Genomic DNA, 17,825 nt, shown 5'->3' with positions numbered 1-17,825 from the left:
TTAGTTGCTCTTGCTTACCTGAGAAATAACCTGGCCGGAGATGTCCAGCTTGCTGGCGGCATACGGGGCGGCATTGCGCTCCAGCACCAGATCGTAACCATTGCTCTTGGCGATGGAATCGATGGCTGCCTGCACCTTGGTCAGGATCTTGTTGCGCTCTTCGGACTGACGGCGGCCGTTGTCCTGCTCAAAGGCTTGACGCTTCTGGTTGAACTCCATCTGCAGCTTGGCCAGCTTCTCCTGGTTCTGCTTCTTCTGCTCGGCGCTCATGAAGGCTTCATCCTTGCGGAACTTCTCGACCAGCTTCTGGCCTTCCTGTTCCAGCTTCTGCAGCTCACGCATGCGCGGCTCGAATTCACCTTTCAGCTTGGCTGCAACGGCTTCACGCTGGGGCAGCTTTTGGAAGACTTCGCCCATATCCACCACGGCGATCTTGGTCTCAGCGAAGGCAGAACCCATGCCGGCAGCCATCAGTGCAAAGCTCAAACCAGCTACTTTCAACGCTTTATTCACACTTACTCCTTGTTCCCTCATGGCGAGGGCTACCTGATTTACCCGATTATGCAAGCGGCGTTAGGACCGTCTTGTTACCTGGTGAGGCACGCATACTGCGCGTCCCATCATTGAAGACCCCCACCGCATGGGTGGGGGTGAAACTCTGCTTAGAAAGTACGACCGATGTTGAAGGAGAAGAACTCGGTACGATCCCCTTCATATTTCTTGATCGGCTTGGCCAGGGCGAACACCAGCGGACCCATCGGCGAGAGCCACTGCAGGGAGACACCGGCAGAGACCCGGATATTGCCCGGGCTGGAGTAGTCCTGGCTCAAGTAGTTGCAATCTGCCCCAGCGGCACAAGGGTAGGCACCATTGGCGAAATCGGTGCTCCAGACAGTTCCGGCATCGATAAAGGCGGTAGAACGGATCTGCGGACGATAGGTCTCGGAAACGAACGGGGTCGGGAAGACAAGCTCCAGTGAGGCGACGGCCAGAGCGTTACCGCCCACCGAGGTGTCGGAACCTTCATAGTAGCCAGTTTCACACGGCTGAGACCCCGTGCAACTGCCAGCACCCGGCTTGTTGTAGGTCTTGTAGATCGCCTTGGGACCAATGGTATTGCTCTTGAAACCACGCACCGTATCGAAACCACCGGCATAGTAGTTCTCGAAGAACGGCAGCATGGAGTCATCGCCATAGCCGTTACCGTAGGAGACACGACCCTTGCCGATCATTACCCAACTGTGATCCGCATCGAGCGGGAAGTAGTGGGCATCTTCGGCAGAGAGCTTGTAGTACTGCAGCTCCATGCCCGGTACGGTCACCTTGGCGTTGATACGCTGACGATCGCCAGAAGTCGGGAACATCCCCTTGTTCAGGGTAGAGCGGGTCCAGCCAGCGGTGACATCAACGGTCACGAAATCGAGGTTGGAACCATCCTGTGAGTAAGCATTCCAGAACTGATCCATCTGTACCGACTGGCGGTTATCATTCCACTGATCCCAGCAATAGGTATTGCCATCAGTATCCGGATTGTCCTTCAGACACTCCTGATAGTTCTGGGCATTGAATGACGGACGGCTCAGCTTGGTGCTCTCGATACCGGTACTGAAGTCGAGACGGTTGAACTCGTTGACCGGGAAGCCGCTGGAGAGACGGAAACCGATGGTTTCGTTCTCGTAATCGACGATATCGGCATCATCGGCGCGGAACTGGTTGTAGTAGACCCGACCACCCAGGCTGACACCATCCACGGTGAAGTAGGGGTCGTTGTAGCTCAGATCAACGTTCTTGGAGTAGTCGTTGGTGCTGGCGTTGATGGAGACCTTTTTACCGGTACCCATAAAGTTGTCCTGGGAGATCCCCGCCTGCAGGCTCAGACCAGATTCGGTACCGTAACCGATACCGGCGTTGATGGAGCCTGCTGGCTGCTCCTTGACCTTGAAGTCGAGGTCAACCAGGTCATCGTTGCCCGGCACCCGCTTGGTGTCCACTTCGACGCTCTCGAAGTAGCCAAGGCGGTTGAGACGGCTCTTGGACTGCTCGATGTTGTCGGAGGAGAGCCAGGTGCCCTCCATCTGGCGCATCTCGCGACGCAGCACCTGATCTTCGGTGGTGGCGTTACCGCTGAAGTTGATGTTGCGCACATAGACGCGGGGGCCAGGCTCAACGTTGACGATCAGCTCGACTTCTTTGGTCTTGTCATTGATCTGTGGGAAGGTGACCACTTTCGGATAGGCATAACCGTAACGGCCGAGGAACTTGGATAGCACCTCTTCGGTATGAGTCACCTGACTGGCAGAGTAGGTGCTGCCGGCAGCGATCGGGATCAACCCCTTCATCTCGCCACCGCGGTCGATCAGGTCACCCTTGAGCTGGACACCGGAGACCTTGTACTGATCCCCTTCCTTGATGTTGAGGGTGACATAGACGCCCTTCTTGTCGGGGGTCATGGAGACCTGGGTAGACTCCTGCTGGAAGCGGATATAGCCGCGGTCCATGTAGTAGGAGCGCAGGGTCTCGATATCACCGGCCAGTTTCTGCTTCTGATAGCGCTGATCGGCGGTGAAGTTCCACCAGGGCACTTCGTCGCGCAGGGAGAGCTGGGCAATCAGCTTCTCTTCAGGGAAGACGCTGTTACCGACGATGTTGATCTGCTGGATCTTGGCCGCTTCCCCTTCCACGAAGGTGAACTTGAGGTCGACCCGGTTGCGCGGCAACGGGGTGACGATGGCCTTGACCTTGGCGGAGTATTTACCCACGCCATAGTAGAAATCTTCCAGTCCCTTCTCGAGGGAAGTGAGTACGGTGCGATCCAGCGGATCACCCACACGGATACCGGAGGACTCCAGACTCTGGGTCAGTTGCTCCTCTTTGATATCCTTGTTGCCGGCAAACTCGATGCTGGAGATGGTCGGACGCTCCTTGACCATCACTTGCAGCACCTGGCCGTCACGGTAAACCTTCACATCCTCGAAGTTACCCGAGGCATAGAGCTTTTTGATGGCGCTGGCCAGAGCCACGGAATCGACGGTATCACCGACCCGGATCGGCAGGTTCAACAGTGCGGCACCCAGGGTCACCCGTTGCAGACCTTCGACCTGGATATCTTGCACCACAAAAGAGGCAGGGGCCGCCTGGGCCAGGAAACTGGCACCCAGCAGGCAACTCAACACCAATGCTTTTTTAACAGCCATTTTGTTCTTATGTGTCCTTGTTGATGCTCTGGCCTCAGAGGCGAGCGAAATCGTTAAACAGCGCAATGCCCATCAATAACATCAGAATGGCGGCGCCGATCCTGAAACCCACTTCCTGTATTTTCTCTGATACCGGCTTGCCGGTGACCGCTTCGATCAGGAAATAGACCAGATGGCCACCGTCGAGCACCGGCAGGGGGAACAGATTGATAATCCCCAGGTTGACGCTGATCAGCGCCAGAAAACTCAAGAAATAGACCAGACCATAGTCGGCACTGCTGCCGGCGCCCTTGGCAATGGAGATAGGGCCGCTCAGGTTGTCCAGCGACACGATGCCACCGATCAACTTGCCAATCATGTCAAAGGTGAGCGTGATCAGGCTCCAGGTCTTGTCCGCGCCATGCCACAGCGCCTGCAAAGGCCCATACTGTAACAGAATTCGATATTCATCCGGTAATGGAACCAGTTGCGGCGAGAGACCGACGAATCCTACCAGCTTGCCCTGCACCTTGCGGCTATCTGGGGTCAGAGTCACGTTGAGATCACTGTTGTTGCGCTCAACCACCACTTGCAGGGGTTCACCCGGTGCCTGCTGCACCAGTTCGACAAACTGGGCCCACGCGGTAATAGGCTGATCGCCGACCTGTTTGATACGGTCACCGACCTGCAGCCCCGCCTTTTCACTGGCACTCTTGGCCACCACGGCAGCCACGACGGGCAGCACTTTGCCACTCAGGGGGACGATCCCCAAGCTGCCGATGGGCGACTCTTTATCCGGATCGAAGGTCCAGCCGGTCAGCGACAAGGTTTTATCGGTGGCATAGCTGGTATTGGGTGCCTGCACCTTGAGAGTCACAGCATCATCACCCAGATGGCTGATAAGGGCGTAAGTGACGCTCTCCCAGTCACCGGTCTGCTCATCGCCGACCCCGACAATCTCCATCCCCGGCAGCACACCCGCCTCGGCCACGATGGAGGCCGGACGCACTTCACCGATCACCGGCTTGACGCTCGGCACCCCGATGATAAACATCAGCCAGAGGGCAAACAGGGCAAACACGAAGTTGGCCATGGGACCTGCGGCGACAATCGCCATCCGCGCCCAGACACTCTTGTGGTTGAAGGCATACTGCTCGTCACCGGGCTTGAGTTCATCGACCCGGCCATCGAGCATCTTGACGTAACCACCGAGGGGGATCAGCGCCAGCACATATTCGGTGCCATCTTTACCCATCCGGCGCCAGATCGCCTTGCCAAAACCGATGGAGAAGCGCTCAACCTTGACGCCACAACGACGGGCCACCCAGAAGTGACCAAACTCGTGCACCGCGACCAGCAGGCCCAGCGCAACAACAAAGGCACCGATATTCCACAACACACCGCCCATCAGCCAAGCTCCTCAATCAAAGTGTGAGCACGGGCTCTTGCCGCACCGTCCAGGGCAAACAGATCATCGAGCGAGCCGATGGCGCAGCTCTCCAGCGCCAGCATCACGGCCTCGTTGATCCGGGCAATATCCATAAAACCGATGCGCCCGGCCAGGAAGGCGGCAACCGCCTCCTCGTTGGCTGCATTGAGCGCAGTGGTCGCCGCTTGTCCCTTCTGGCAGGCATTGATGGCCAGCGCCAGACAGGGGTAGCGATCATAATCAGGCCGGATAAAGCTGAACTCTCCGACACTGAAGAAATCCAAAGGTTCCACACTGGAGGGGATGCGATTGGGATAAGCCAGCGCATGGGCGATGGGGGTACACATATCCGGATTGCCAAGCTGAGCCAGCACGGAGCCATCCTTGTACTGCACCATGGAGTGGATCACCGACTGCGGGTGGATCACCACCTGGATCTGCTCGGGCGCCGCATTGAACAGCCAGCGCGCCTCAATGTACTCCAGCCCCTTGTTGATCATGGTGGCGGAGTCGACCGAAATCTTGGCCCCCATCGACCAGTTGGGATGAGCGATGGCCTGCGCCGGCGTCACCTTCGCCAGCTCGCTGATCTCGGTGTAACGGAACGGGCCGCCAGAACCGGTCAGCAAAATCTTGCTGATCCCCGCCGCCGCCAGATCGCAAAAACCGGGCTGGCGCTGCACGGCGGTCGGCAGACACTGGAAGATAGCATTGTGTTCGCTGTCGATGGGCAGCAGCTCGGCGCCATGTTCGCGCACGGCTTCCATGAAGAAAGCACCGGACATCACCAGCGCCTCCTTGTTGGCCAGCAAAATACGCTTGCCGGCACGTACCGCAGCCATGGTCGGGGCCAGACCGGCCGCACCGACGATGGCGGCCATCACGCTATGGGTGTCGGGGTGAGCGGCCACATCGCAGAGGGCTGCTGCACCAGACATGACCTGGGTCGCACTACCGTGCGCTTTCAGACGGGCAGCCAGTTCACGGGCGGCATCCTCATCGACCATCACGGCAAAACGGGGGGAGAATTCGAGGCAGTCCCGCAACATGGCATCCACGTTGCGGGCGGCGGTCAACGCCAACACTTGCCAACTGCCCGGGTTATGGCGCAGCACTTTCAAGGTACTCTGACCAATGGAGCCGGAGGCCCCCAGAATAACCAGTGACTTGTGCATCAAAACTCCTGACTGAGTAGCAGATAACTGAGCAGAAACACCGGCAGAGCGGCGGTCAGGCTGTCGATCCGGTCGAGAATACCGCCATGACCCGGCAGCAGGGTGCCGGAATCCTTGATGCCCGCTTCGCGCTTGAACATGCTTTCGGTCAGATCGCCGAGTACGGAGGCTAGCACCGCCAGCAGAGAGCAAAACAGCACGGTGATCATCTTGGCAGGAACAAACCCCATCGACCAGGTAACGCCGATGGCCAGCAGGCTGGCGGTAAAGAGGCCGCCGCACATCCCTTCGATGGTTTTGCCCGGACTCACAGCCGGTGCCAGCTTGTGCTTACCGAACGCCTTGCCGAAAAAATACGCGCCAGAATCTGCCGCCCAGACCAGTCCCATCACAAACAACAGGATCCAGGCCCCCATCATGGGGTCATGGTAAAAGTTGTAACCACGGATGGCGACCAGCGACCAGAAGAAGGGAACCAGAGTCACCAGACCAAACAGCGACTTGAGCCAGATAGACTCTTTCCACAGCTTGGCGCTTTGGGGATAGCGCAGCACCAGCAGCAGACCCAGCAGCCACCAGCTTACCGCGGTCCAGAGCACGCCCATCACGAGGGGGTGCAGGTGGGGCGTCCAGAGTTGCTCCACTGGCAGCCAAAAGAGGCTGGCACCGAGCAACAGACAAAATACGATGGGTAACCATTGCTGCGGAGCAGCAGAGACAAACCCACTCCATTCGCGACTGGCCAACAAAAACACCAGCGCAGCCAACAGGGCAAAAAATTTCAATGGCAGAAAGAAGAGCGCCCCCAACACCAGGGGGATCAACATCAAAGCAGTAATAATTCGTTGTTTTAGCAAAAGAAACCTCTCTCTTGGGAGCGGGGTTTAGCCGGTCTGCTGCTCGGCGATCAATTCCCGTATCTGTTCACCCGTGCAACCGAAGCGACGCTCGCGGGCAACGAAAGAGGCGACCGCCTCACTGAACTCGGCCTCGTTGAAGTCGGGCCACAATACCGGGGTAAAATAGAGCTCGGCATAGGCGAGCTGCCATAACACAAAGTTGCTGATGCGATGATCGCCACCGGTGCGGATCAACAGGTCCACGGGTGGCAGATCGGCCATGCAAACCTCGCGGGTCAACATGGATTCATCAATGTCGTCAGCGGCCAGTTCACCGGCCGCCACTGCTTTAGCCAGCTTGCGGGCCGCTTGGGCGATATCCCACTGGCCGCCATAGTTGGCCGCAATGTTCAGGGTCAACCCCTTGTTATTGGCGGTCAAGGCTTCCGCCTTGGCGATTTTGGCCTGCAACCGCTCACTAAAGCGAGCAGTATCGCCAATCACCTTGAGCCGGATCCCGTTGTTGTGCAGTTTCTGCACCTCACGACCCAGCACTGTGATGAACAGTTCCATCAAGGCACTGACCTCCCCTTCCGGGCGGCGCCAGTTCTCGCTGGAGAATGCAAACAGGGTCAATGCCTCGATCTTGGCACGCGCAGCAAAGGTAACGGCCTCGCGCACTGACTTGACGCCCGCCTTGTGGCCATAAACCCGCATCTTGCCTCGGTTCTGGGCCCAGCGACCGTTACCATCCATGATGATGGCGACGTGACGGGGTAAAGACGAGTTGGCACAATCACCCAACGCAGCCAAAAGCGACATGTAATTCTCCCACAAAGACAAAAGCGCCGTGCAGGGGCACTACACGGCGCTCGTAATATACCTTTCAGACGGTTAGATTTCCATTAGCTCCTTCTCCTTTACGGCAAGGGCCTCATCGACCAGCTTGATGTAGGAGTCGGTCAGTTTCTGGATCTCTTCCTGGGCGCGACGGTCGTCGTCTTCGGAGATCTCTTTGTCCTTCAGCAACGCTTTCAGGTCGGCGTTGGCGTCACGACGGATGTTGCGCACGGCAACACGAGCGTTTTCCGCTTCGGCACGGACGATCTTGGTCAGGTCACGACGACGTTCTTCGGTCAGCGGCGGCAGCGGCACACGCAGGGTCTGGCCATTGCTGGACGGGTTCAGGCCCAGATCGGAGGTCAGGATCGCCTTCTCTACCGCCTGGATCATGGAACGGTCAAAAATGGAGATGGAGAGGGTGCGAGCATCTTCTGCCACGACGTTGGCCAACTGTTTCAGCGGAGTGGCAGCACCGTAATACTCAACCTGGATGCCGTCGAGCAGGCTCGGGTGAGCGCGGCCGGTACGGATCTTGGACATTTGAGTCTTGAGCGCTTCTACGCTCTTGCCCATACGGTCCTTGGCGTCGTTTTTAATCTCGTTGATCACAGTGGTTTTCCTTTTGGCGAACGAGCCGCTACACGGCCCGTGTCTATCTTATTTACTGACGTGATGGATAGGATAAGAGCGCCAGGTGGCTCACTTTTATCTTATTTACCAACGTGGTGGATCAGAGTGCCTTCCGGTTCACCCATGACAACCCGGCGCAGGGCACCCGGTTTGTTCATGTTGAACACGCGGATCGGCAGATCATGGTCACGTGCCAGGGTAAAGGCAGCAAGATCCATCACCTTGAGCTCTTTTTCAAGAACTTCATCATAACTCAGTTCATGATACAGCACGGCATCCGGATTCTTGACCGGATCTTCGTTGTATACACCATCAACCTTGGTGGCTTTGAGCACCACGTCAGCTTCGATCTCGATCCCGCGCAGGCAAGCCGCAGAATCGGTAGTGAAGAAGGGGTTGCCGGTACCGGCAGAGAAGATAACGACTTTGCCAGCACGCAGCTGGCTGATTGCCTCGGCCCAGCTGTAGGAGTCACAGACACCCTGCAGGGAGATGGCAGACATCAGACGGGCATTCACATAAGCACGATGCAGGGCATCACGCATGGCCAGACCGTTCATCACGGTTGCCAGCATACCCATGTGGTCGCCCACCACGCGGTTCATGCCCGCTTTGGCAAGACCGGCACCACGGAACAGGTTGCCGCCACCGATGACCAGACCGACCTGAACACCCAACTCAACCAGTTCTTTGATCTCTTGGGCCATCCGCTCCAGCACCGCCGGATCAATGCCGAAACCCTCGGATCCTTGCAGGGCTTCACCACTCAACTTCAGAAGAACACGTCTGTATGCAGGTTTGGGATTGGTACTCATGTCACTGATTCCTGGTCATATAAAGACCGCGACATAAGTCGCGGTCTGGGGAAAACGGAAAAACCGGTTCGATTAGGCCTTTTGAGCGGCCGCGATTTGGGCTGCAACTTCAGCAGCGAAATCGGTCTCTTGCTTCTCGATGCCTTCGCCCACTTCGAAACGGGTGAAGGAGACAACGTCAGCGCCTTCTTTCTTCAGCAGTTCGGCAACGGTCATGGAAGGATCTTTCACGAACGGTTGACCAGTCAGGGAAACCTCACCGGTGAACTTCTTCATGCGGCCTTCAACCATCTTCTCGGCGATCTCTTTCGGCTTGCCGGAGTTGATGGCGATGTCGATCTGGATTTCGCGCTCTTTGGCAACGACTTCAGCAGACACGTCTTCAGGCTTGACGAATTGTGGGCTGTTGGCAGCAACGTGCATGGCCAGATCTTTGGCCAGCTCGGCAGAACCACCGGTCAGCTTGGTGATAACACCAATGCGGGAACCGTGAACGTAGGTACCCAGGTTGTCACCTTCAACCAGCATCACGCGACGCAGGTTCATGTTCTCACCGATCTTGGCGATCAGGTTGGTGATGGTCAGCTCGACGGATTCGCCGTTACCGAAGTCAGCGGCTTTCAGCGCGTCAACGTCAGCAATTTTCTGGGTCGCAGCGATGTCAGCGATCTTCTGGCCCATTGCCATGAAGCTGGCATCTTTGGCGACGAAGTCGGTTTCGCTGTTCAGCTCGATCATGACGGCAACGTTGCCTTCGGTGCGAGCAAAGATAACGCCTTCAGCGGCGATACGGCCAGCTTTCTTGGCGGCTTTGGCCTGACCGGATTTGCGCATGTTCTCAATTGCCAGCTCGATATCACCAGCAGCTTCTTCCAGTGCTTTTTTGCAATCCATCATGCCAGCGGCAGTGCGCTCGCGCAGTTCTTTTACCAGGGCGGCAGTAACGTTAGCCATGTCCAGTATCCTCGGTCTTGAATTGACAAGAAACAGGGGCCACAAGGGCCCCTGCTAACCAATTACATCAGCTTGGTTAATAAGGGCTTTACAGTCCTTATCAATTACTCAGCTTCAACGAAGCCATCTTGTTCAGCTTGAACAACGATGTCCTGAGCGCGAGCTTCCAGTACGGTGTCAGCAGCAGCATTCAGGTACAGCTGTACGGCACGGATAGCGTCGTCGTTACCCGGGATGACATAGTCAACGCCGTCCGGGTTGGAGTTGGTATCAACGATGGAAACTACCGGGATACCCAGGTTATTGGCTTCTTTGATAGCGATATGCTCGTGGTCGGCATCGACAACGAACAGAACGTCAGGCAGGCCGCCCATGTTCTTGATACCACCCAGGCTCTTCTCCAGCTTTTCCATTTCGCGAGTACGCATCAGCGCCTCTTTCTTGGTCAGCTTGTCGAAGGTACCGTCCTGGCTCTGGGTTTCCAGATCTTTCAGGCGCTTGATAGACTGACGAACGGTTTTCCAGTTGGTCAGCATACCGCCCAGCCAGCGGTGGTTTACATAGAACTGGTCGCAACGCTCAGCGGCTTCTTTTACGGCTTCAGACGCGGCACGCTTGGTACCAACGAACAGTACCTTGCCTTTCTTGGCAGCTACGGAGCTTATGAAGTTCATGGCATCGTCAAACATCGGAACGGTTTTTTCCAAGTTGATGATGTGAACTTTGCTGCGGGCACCGAAGATGTAGGATTTCATTTTCGGGTTCCAGTAACGAGTCTGGTGACCGAAGTGAACGCCGGCTTGCAGCATGTCGCGCATAGAAACTTTAGCCATTTTATACCTCTGTATTGGGGTTAGGCCTCCACACATCCCATATAACCGACCCGTTAAGGCACCCCGGCATATGTGTCGATGTGTGTGTGTTGTTTAAGTAAGGGTGATGAAATCGGGACGCAAGTTCCCCATTCCGGCGCGCTTTATACCATAACTTTGTTCAGGACACCACCGGCCGACACCCTAAACAGGTGTAAATATGGATCCCGCCAGAGGATGCTGCGACGCCGATTTGACGTTGTGATGACAATCACACTGGAAGTACGCAGGGGTTGCGGATAAAATTTTGCCCTGATTGCAAACGCATCTATTTTTCATTACCTGTCCTGTCTGCCCTCGCAGGCCCAGCGGCAGGCCGCAAGAGAGATCCCATGTCCATTAAAATCAAGACACCGGAAGAGATTGAAAAGATGCGCGTTGCCGGCCAATTGGCCGCCGATGTGCTGGTCATGATTGCGCCCCATGTCAAAGCTGGCGTCACCACTGACGAACTGAACACCCTCTGCCACGACTATATTGTCGACGTACAACAGGCAGTTCCAGCTCCGCTCAACTACCACGGCTTCCCCAAATCCATCTGCACCTCGGTAAACGATGTGATCTGCCACGGTATCCCGAACCACAAAAAGCTGCGTGATGGCGACATCATCAACCTCGACATCACCGTCATCAAGGATGGCTACCACGGCGATACTTCTGCCATGTTCATCGTGGGCGAGACCACCCCGCTGCGCCGCCAGCTCTGCAAAGTTGCGCAAGAGAGCCTCTACGCCGCCATCAAGAAGGTGCGTCCGGGTGCCTGCATTACCGAGATTGGTGCCGTCATTCAGCCCATCGTCGAGAAGGCTGGTTTCTCCGTGGTGCGTGACTACTGCGGTCATGGCATCGGTGCCGAGTTCCACGAAGAGCCGCAGATCCTCCACTACCGCAACAGCGGCAAGCTGGAGCTGAAAGCAGGCATGTGCTTCACCATCGAGCCGATGGTCAACAGCAAGAAGTATCACTGCAAGGTCAATCCGAAGGATGGCTGGACCGTGACCACCAAGGATGGCGGCGACTCCGCCCAGTGGGAACACACCCTGCTGGTGACCGAGGATGGCTGCGAGGTGCTCACCCTGCGCCCCGATGACACTATCGACCGCTTCATCAAACACAGCTAACATCGAACCCCGGCCCTGAACTTCCAAAGCGCCGGGGTTTTTACTTCTGTTTCAGCCGTTTGCCTGCCACTTGCGTGTGAGATGCCATGGACGCCAGCCTGCTTTCCCCCCATTTGTTACCCGATGACCAGCTCACTCGCGACAACTGCAAAGAGTACCTGAGCCGCTTTCTCGGCTGGCTGCACGCCCGTTTTGATGCCGGCGACAACATCATCGAGCTGGTCGCCACCCGCTCCGAGTACATGGATCAGTTGCTCTGCCGGTTGTGGCAGAAGTTCGGCTTTGACAAGAGCGATCTGACCCTGATCGCGGTAGGCGGTTATGGCCGTGGCGAGCTGCACCCCCACTCCGATATCGACCTGCTGATCCTCTATGACGGCGACGAACTGGACGAGGTGTTGGGACTGCGCATCGGCGAGTTCATCACCTTGCTGTGGGACCTCAAGCTTGAGGTGGGTCAGGCGGTGCGCAACGTGGGGGAGTGCCTTGAGCAGGGGCGCGCCGATATCACTGTCGCCACCAACCTCATTGAGGCCCGCTACATCACCGGTCGCCAGGAGGGCTTCCGGCAACTGAAAGAGGCCACCGGCCCCCAGCACTTCTGGCCGAGCGAAGCCTTCTTTCGCGCCAAACGGCAAGAGCAGGCGGAGCGCCATCAGCAGTTTCTCGGTACCGCCTACAAGCTGGAGCCCGATCTCAAGAGCAATCCGGGTGGCCTGCGGGATATTCAAACCCTCGCCTGGGTCGCCCGCCGCCACTTTGGCGCCACCACCTTGTTCGAGATGACCAGCCACGGCTTTCTCAATCGCGCCGAGTACCGCGAGCTGCTCGACTGCCAGAATTTTCTCTGGAAGGTGCGCTTCGCCCTGCACATGGCCATCAACAAGGGAGATAACCGCCTGCTGTTCGATCGCCAGCGCACCGTGGCCCAGATGTTGGGGTTCGAGGGGGAAGGCAACACTCCGGTCGAGCAGATGATGAAGCGCTTCTATCAGACGGTACGGCGGGTCTCCGAGCTCAACGAGATGCTGCTGCAGCTGTTTGACGAAGCCATCCTCGGCAACACCGCCATGGATGTGCGCCGCCTCTCCGACGAGTTCCAGCTCCGTGGCCGCCTCATCGATGCGGTAGATGCGGAGTTGTTTAGCCGTGAACCGGCCGCCATCCTGCGCCTCTTCTATCAGATGGCCCAACACCCCGAGATTGCGGGCATCCACTCGGCCACCTTGCGCCAACTGCGCGAGGCACGGCGCAAACTCAACTGCTGGCTGCAGGACTTGCCCGACTGCCGTCGTCTCTTTATGGCGTTGCTGCGCCACCCCAACGGCATCGGCCTGCCGCTCACCCTGATGCACAAGTACGGCATCCTCGCCGCCTATCTGCCGCAGTGGAACCTCATCGTCGGCCAGATGCAGTTCGACATGTTCCACGCCTACACGGTGGATGAGCACACCCACCGGCTGCTCAAGAACATCCACCAGTTCCCCAATCCGGCCAGTCGCCAGAGCCACCCGCTCTGCCACGAGGTCTTCACCCGGCTGCGCAAACCGGAGCTGCTCAGCATCGCCGCCCTGTTCCACGATATCGCCAAGGGACGGCGTGGCGATCACTCGGAACTGGGCGCCGTCGATGCGCTGGAGTTCTGCCAGCTGCACGGTCTGGACCGCTACGAGAGCCGACTGGTCGCCTGGCTGGTGCGCCACCATCTGCTGATGTCGGTTACCGCCCAGCGCCGCGATATCTACGATCCCGACGTAGTCACCGATTTTGCCCAGAAGGTGCGCGACGAGCAGCATCTCGACCTGCTCTACTGCCTCACCGTGGCCGATATCTGCGCCACCAACGATACCCTGTGGAACGACTGGAAGGGCACTCTGCTGCGGGAGCTCTACTTCGCGACCCAGAAGGCGCTGCGCCAGGGGCTGGAGAACCCGCCCGACATGCGGCTGCGCATTCGCGAAAACCAGCGTCAGGCCAAGCAACTGCTGGCGCAACGGGATGTATCGGAAGAGGCGATCAATCAGCTCTGGGCCGATTTCAAGGCCGACTACTTCCTGCGCCACAGCCCGGAACAGATCGCCTGGCACTGCCGCCACATCATCGAGCATGGCGACAATCCGGCACCGCTGGTGATCATCGGCAAACACCCGACCCGCGGAGGCAGCGAGGTGTTTATCTACTGCCGCGATACCCCGAATCTGTTTGCCACCGTGGCCTCGGCGCTGGATCAGAAGAACCTCAACATCCACGATGCCCAGATCATGAACTCGCGCAGCAACTATGTGCTCGATACCTTCGTGGTACTGGAGCCGAGCGGCGAACCCATCAGCCCCAACCGCACTGCCACCATCAAGAAGGCGCTGGAGAAGGCGCTGCAGGAGCCGGGCAAGCTGGTGCTGCGCAACAAGCCGTTGTCACGGCGCCACCGCCAGTTCAGCGTGCCGACCCGGGTAGTCTTTCTGCCACATAAAGGGGAGAGCCGTCACACCCTGATGGAGCTGACTGCCCTCGATACCCCCGGCCTGCTGGCCCGGATCGGTGCCGTTTTCCAGCAGTGCGGGCTGTCGCTGCACGCCGCCAAAATTGCCACTTTCGGTGAGAGGGTCGAGGACTTTTTCAGCCTGACCAGCCTCGATGGCGAGCCCTTGACCGCCGAGCAGCAAAAACAGCTGGAAGAGCGACTGGTACACCAACTCAACCCCCAGCAGTCGGTGCTGGATTAAGCGAAGAGTGATTCGAAAGAGGCTGGTTTTCGGGCGTTTTTTGCCATGCCAAACAACTGGTTGGCACACACCGGATGAAGAAATGGCCGCTGGCCGGAAGAATTCCGGTCAACCCCTTAAAAAGGGTCGGAAAAGTGTGATACAACAAACAGAATTTTTTAAAGGAAACCTGTCATGACCGAGTTGCAACAGATCATTGAAGCGGCCTTCGAGCGCCGCGACACCATTACTCCGGGCTCCGTGGATAGCGCCACCAAGTCCGCCATCCTGCAAGCCATCGACCTGCTGGACTCCGGCAAGGCGCGGGTTGCCGAGAAGATCGCCGGTGAGTGGGTTGTCCATCAGTGGTTGAAGAAAGCGGTACTGCTCTACTTCCGCATCAACGACAACGGCATCATCAAGGGCGACGATGCCCAGTACTACGACAAGGTTCCCCTCAAGTTCTCCAACTACACTGCCGAGCAGTTCAAGGAAGCGGGTGTGCGCGTGGTGCCGCCGGCAACAGCCCGCAAAGGCTCTTTTATCGCCCCCAATACCGTGCTGATGCCCTCCTACGTCAACATCGGCGCCTTCGTTGACGAAGGTACCATGGTCGATACCTGGGCCACTGTCGGCTCTTGCGCCCAGATCGGTAAGAACGTCCACCTCTCCGGCGGCGTCGGCATCGGTGGCGTACTGGAACCGCTGCAGGCCAACCCGACCATCATCGAAGACAACTGCTTTATCGGTGCCCGCTCCGAAGTGGTTGAAGGGGTCATCGTCGAGGAAGGTTCCGTCATCTCCATGGGCGTCTTTATCGGTCAGTCCACCCGCATCTATGACCGCGAAACCGGCGAAATCCACTACGGCCGCGTACCGGCTGGCTCCGTAGTCGTCTCCGGCTCCCTGCCCTCCAAATGCGGCAAGTACAGCCTCTACGCGGCGGTGATCGTCAAGAAGGTCGATGCCAAGACCCGTGCCAAAGTCGGCATCAACGCCCTGCTGCGCTCCATCGACGAGTAATCAGTATTGCTGTGATGAGAAGGGCGCCTTATGGCGCCCTTTTGATTTTGGCGCCCTTGTCACAGGCAAGCCATGAGGCATCGGTTAAGATGGATGGGACAGGATCGTTTCAAACCGAGGAAGCCTGATGTACGAGAATCTGAAGAGCCTGGGGATCCAGGATCCCGCCTCCGTCGACAGCTATACCCTGCGCCAGGAGGCCAACCACGACATCCTCAAGATCTACTTCAAGAAGCAGAAGGGCGAGTTCTTCGCCAAGAGTGTCAAATTCAAGTATCCCCGCCAGCGCAAGACCATGCTGGTCGACTCCGGTACCCATGAGTACAAGGATGTCACCGAGATCAATGCCAACCTCAAATATGTGGTGGACGAGCTGGACAACCTGACCCAGGGCGTCCATCAGCAAGCCGACCCGGACATCAAGCAGAAGATCCTGCGCGACCTGCGCCATCTGGAAAAAGTGGTACAGAACAAGATCAGCGAAATCGAACGGGATCTGGAGAAACTCTAATCCCCTCGACTCGACGAAAGAGCGCCCAGATGGCGCTCTTTTTATTGGCTGATTACTGGATGACTTTATCTGGCTATAAGGTTGATCTGGTGATGGTGTGCGATAAGGCGAGCGAGGCACAACGCCGACAGAAGGTATCCCGTTACATATCGCATCTTGGGCAACGAGACTCCTGCTGTGACTCGCACGATCCATAACCAGAAATAGCAAGAGGGAGGCTTTCGCCTCCCTCTTCAATAACTCTGGTATTCAGGCAACAGGATTAGTTGCTCTTCATCCAGATGTCCATGTCGGTTTTCAGGTTGTCGGACTTGGTACCGAAGATGGCTTGAACGCCGGAACCAGCCACTACCACACCGGCAGCACCCAGTTTCTTCAGCCCAGCCTGGTCAACTTTGGCAACATCTTTCACGCCAACACGCAGACGGGTGATGCAGGCATCCAGAGAAGCGATGTTCTCTTTACCACCGAAGGCGGCAACCAGAGCAGCAGACATCTCGTCTTTGCCTTGGCCAACGGCCTCTTCAGCAGTCTCGTCTTCACGACCTGGGGTTTTCAGGTTCATGGCACGGATAACGAAGCTGAATACCACGTAGTAGATGGCCGCGTAAACCAGACCCAGACCAACCAGCAGCAGCATGTTGTCGGCACGCGGTGATTGCACCACGAAGTCGATGAAGCCGTTGGAGAAGGTGTGACCGTGTACGATACCCAGAGAGTTGGTCAGCACATAAGCCAGGCCAGCCAGTACAGCGTGAATTGCGTACAGAACCGGAGCGATGAACAGGAAGGAGAATTCAATCGGCTCGGTGATACCGGTCAGGAAAGAGGTCAGGGCTGCAGAGGCCATGATACCAACGATCTTGGCACGGTTTTCCGGCTTGGCAGCGTGAGCGATGGCGAACGCAGCAGCAGGCAGACCGAACATTTTGAACAGATAGCCACCAGCCAGCTGACCGAAGCCGTTACCGGCAGCGCGGGACGCGTCATCAGCAGTCAGGAAGCAGGTCATGATACCGTGAACAGTTTCACCGGCACCGTTGACGCAGGTACCAGCCTGATAGAAGAACGGTACGTTCCAGATGTGGTGCAGACCGAACGGGATCAGGGAGCGCTCAACCACGCCGTAGATACCGAAGGCCAGTACCGGGTTCTGGTTGGCAGCCCAGTCAGAGAAGGCACCGATGGCGCCACCCACTGGCGGCCAAATCACGGACAGGATCACACCCAGACCGATGGAGAGGAAACCGGTGATGATGGGTACGGCACGTTTGCCCGCGAAGAAGCCCAGGTACTCTGGCAGCTGGATTTTGTAGAAACGGTTGAACGCCCAGGCAGCGATACCACCGGCCAGGATACCACCCAGCACGCCGGTTTCAATGGTTTCAACACCCATCACAGGTGCCATGACCTTCAGGGTTGCGACCATGATGCCGTAGCCAACGATGGCTGACAGACCGGATACACCGTCGTTATTGGTAAAGCCCAGAGCAACACCCACTGCGAACAGCAGGGCCATCTGGCCAAATACAGAACCACCGGCTTGCTCCATCAATTGGGAGACAATTTCCGGCATCCAGCTGAAGTGGGCAGCACCCACCCCCAGCAGAATACCTGCGACTGGCAAGACTGATACTGGCAGCATCAGCGCCTTACCAACCTTTTGCAGATTAGAGAAAGCATTTTTGAACATTGTGTGCGCTCCTGAATGGATTGTCGTCCCTGAACGATCTATCTG

15 protein-coding genes are annotated in these 17,825 nt (G+C 57.4%); 4 read left to right on the top strand and 11 right to left on the bottom strand.

The features are described 5' to 3' along the window. The 10 genes from I6L47_RS19505 to rpsB all read right to left on the bottom strand — a co-directional run bounded on the left by I6L47_RS19505 (position 1) and on the right by rpsB (position 10,691). On the bottom strand, positions 1–513 hold the full coding sequence (locus I6L47_RS19505; RefSeq protein ID WP_005338563.1) for an OmpH family outer membrane protein: 513 nt from the start codon (positions 511–513) through the stop codon (positions 1–3). 149 nt (positions 514–662) lie between these two features. Next, positions 663–3,194: an outer membrane protein assembly factor BamA gene (gene bamA / locus I6L47_RS19500; protein WP_216948136.1), complete on the bottom strand. Its 2,532-nt coding sequence runs from the start codon at positions 3,192–3,194 to the stop codon at positions 663–665. Positions 3,195–3,228: 34 nt separating this feature from the next. Continuing rightward, positions 3,229–4,581 carry a sigma E protease regulator RseP gene (gene rseP, locus I6L47_RS19495; protein WP_005338567.1) on the bottom strand — a complete coding sequence of 451 codons (1,353 nt, stop codon included), beginning with the start codon at positions 4,579–4,581 and terminating at the stop codon, positions 3,229–3,231. Further along, positions 4,581–5,777 (bottom strand): 1-deoxy-D-xylulose-5-phosphate reductoisomerase, encoded by a 1,197-nt coding sequence (gene ispC / locus I6L47_RS19490; RefSeq protein WP_216948135.1) that lies wholly within the window; start codon positions 5,775–5,777, stop codon positions 4,581–4,583. The genes rseP and ispC overlap by 1 nt, the downstream gene beginning before the upstream one ends. Continuing rightward, the gene (locus I6L47_RS19485) at positions 5,777–6,604 is read right to left on the bottom strand and encodes a phosphatidate cytidylyltransferase (protein ID WP_005338571.1); all 828 of its coding nucleotides are present in this window, start codon (positions 6,602–6,604) and stop codon (positions 5,777–5,779) included. Before I6L47_RS19485 ends, ispC begins: the two co-directional genes overlap by 1 nt. Before the next feature lie 57 nt (positions 6,605–6,661). Further along, the gene (uppS, locus tag I6L47_RS19480; protein WP_005338574.1) at positions 6,662–7,438 is read right to left on the bottom strand and encodes a polyprenyl diphosphate synthase; all 777 of its coding nucleotides are present in this window, start codon (positions 7,436–7,438) and stop codon (positions 6,662–6,664) included. A gap of 72 nt (positions 7,439–7,510) precedes the next feature. Further along, a complete protein-coding gene (gene frr, locus I6L47_RS19475; protein ID WP_005338576.1) occupies positions 7,511–8,068 on the bottom strand; it encodes a ribosome recycling factor in 558 nt (185 codons plus the stop codon). Positions 8,069–8,169: 101 nt separating this feature from the next. Next, positions 8,170–8,904 (bottom strand): UMP kinase, encoded by a 735-nt coding sequence (pyrH, locus tag I6L47_RS19470; RefSeq protein WP_005338577.1) that lies wholly within the window; start codon positions 8,902–8,904, stop codon positions 8,170–8,172. A 72-nt stretch (positions 8,905–8,976) separates the two neighbouring features. After that, positions 8,977–9,858: a translation elongation factor Ts gene (tsf, locus tag I6L47_RS19465; RefSeq protein WP_005338578.1), complete on the bottom strand. Its 882-nt coding sequence runs from the start codon at positions 9,856–9,858 to the stop codon at positions 8,977–8,979. A gap of 104 nt (positions 9,859–9,962) precedes the next feature. Further along, positions 9,963–10,691, bottom strand: coding sequence for a 30S ribosomal protein S2 (rpsB, locus tag I6L47_RS19460; RefSeq protein ID WP_005303470.1), 729 nt, complete (start codon positions 10,689–10,691; stop codon positions 9,963–9,965). A 371-nt stretch (positions 10,692–11,062) separates the two neighbouring features. Between rpsB and map the strand changes: the two genes are divergently transcribed. The 4 genes from map (at position 11,063) to I6L47_RS19440 (ending at position 16,087) form a co-directional block, all read left to right on the top strand. Beyond that, positions 11,063–11,851 carry a type I methionyl aminopeptidase gene (gene map, locus I6L47_RS19455; RefSeq protein WP_005338579.1) on the top strand — a complete coding sequence of 263 codons (789 nt, stop codon included), beginning with the start codon at positions 11,063–11,065 and terminating at the stop codon, positions 11,849–11,851. Between the two features lie 86 nt (positions 11,852–11,937). Continuing rightward, complete coding sequence (gene glnD, locus I6L47_RS19450) at positions 11,938–14,574, top strand: bifunctional uridylyltransferase/uridylyl-removing protein GlnD (protein WP_216948134.1); 2,637 nt, start codon at positions 11,938–11,940, stop codon at positions 14,572–14,574. 174 nt (positions 14,575–14,748) lie between these two features. Beyond that, positions 14,749–15,576: a 2,3,4,5-tetrahydropyridine-2,6-dicarboxylate N-succinyltransferase gene (dapD, locus tag I6L47_RS19445; protein WP_005338581.1), complete on the top strand. Its 828-nt coding sequence runs from the start codon at positions 14,749–14,751 to the stop codon at positions 15,574–15,576. A gap of 127 nt (positions 15,577–15,703) precedes the next feature. Continuing rightward, on the top strand, positions 15,704–16,087 hold the full coding sequence (locus I6L47_RS19440) for a DUF3461 family protein (RefSeq protein ID WP_005338583.1): 384 nt from the start codon (positions 15,704–15,706) through the stop codon (positions 16,085–16,087). A 262-nt stretch (positions 16,088–16,349) separates the two neighbouring features. Here the strand turns inward: I6L47_RS19440 and ptsG are convergent, their stop codons facing one another. Further along, entirely contained in the window at positions 16,350–17,780 is a 1,431-nt protein-coding gene (gene ptsG / locus I6L47_RS19435) for a PTS glucose transporter subunit IIBC (protein ID WP_005338586.1), read from the bottom strand. Between the last annotated feature and the right edge of the window lie 45 nt (positions 17,781–17,825).

Origin of the sequence: Aeromonas sp. FDAARGOS 1417, from assembly GCF_019046985.1 — a bacterium.
Taxonomy (GTDB): Bacteria; Pseudomonadota; Gammaproteobacteria; order Enterobacterales; family Aeromonadaceae; genus Aeromonas; species Aeromonas veronii.
The sequence above is the reverse complement of the archived record's forward strand: the minus strand, read 5'-3'. Positions and strand labels throughout refer to the sequence as shown.

What these genes read in the sequence shown, in the direction of transcription:
- ptsG (WP_005338586.1), bottom strand. Translation starts at nt 17,780, where the DNA reads ATGTTCAAAAATGCTTTCTCTAATCTGCAAAAGGTTGGTAAGGCGCTG.
- uppS (WP_005338574.1), bottom strand. Translation starts at nt 7,438, where the DNA reads ATGTCGCTTTTGGCTGCGTTGGGTGATTGTGCCAACTCGTCTTTACCC.
- rpsB (WP_005303470.1), bottom strand. Translation starts at nt 10,691, where the DNA reads ATGGCTAAAGTTTCTATGCGCGACATGCTGCAAGCCGGCGTTCACTTC.
- ispC (WP_216948135.1), bottom strand. Translation starts at nt 5,777, where the DNA reads ATGCACAAGTCACTGGTTATTCTGGGGGCCTCCGGCTCCATTGGTCAG.
- bamA (WP_216948136.1), bottom strand. Translation starts at nt 3,194, where the DNA reads ATGGCTGTTAAAAAAGCATTGGTGTTGAGTTGCCTGCTGGGTGCCAGT.
- I6L47_RS19440 (WP_005338583.1), top strand. Translation starts at nt 15,704, where the DNA reads ATGTACGAGAATCTGAAGAGCCTGGGGATCCAGGATCCCGCCTCCGTC.
- glnD (WP_216948134.1), top strand. Translation starts at nt 11,938, where the DNA reads ATGGACGCCAGCCTGCTTTCCCCCCATTTGTTACCCGATGACCAGCTC.
- I6L47_RS19485 (WP_005338571.1), bottom strand. Translation starts at nt 6,604, where the DNA reads ATGTTGATCCCCCTGGTGTTGGGGGCGCTCTTCTTTCTGCCATTGAAA.
- rseP (WP_005338567.1), bottom strand. Translation starts at nt 4,581, where the DNA reads ATGGGCGGTGTGTTGTGGAATATCGGTGCCTTTGTTGTTGCGCTGGGC.
- map (WP_005338579.1), top strand. Translation starts at nt 11,063, where the DNA reads ATGTCCATTAAAATCAAGACACCGGAAGAGATTGAAAAGATGCGCGTT.
- pyrH (WP_005338577.1), bottom strand. Translation starts at nt 8,904, where the DNA reads ATGAGTACCAATCCCAAACCTGCATACAGACGTGTTCTTCTGAAGTTG.
- dapD (WP_005338581.1), top strand. Translation starts at nt 14,749, where the DNA reads ATGACCGAGTTGCAACAGATCATTGAAGCGGCCTTCGAGCGCCGCGAC.
- tsf (WP_005338578.1), bottom strand. Translation starts at nt 9,858, where the DNA reads ATGGCTAACGTTACTGCCGCCCTGGTAAAAGAACTGCGCGAGCGCACT.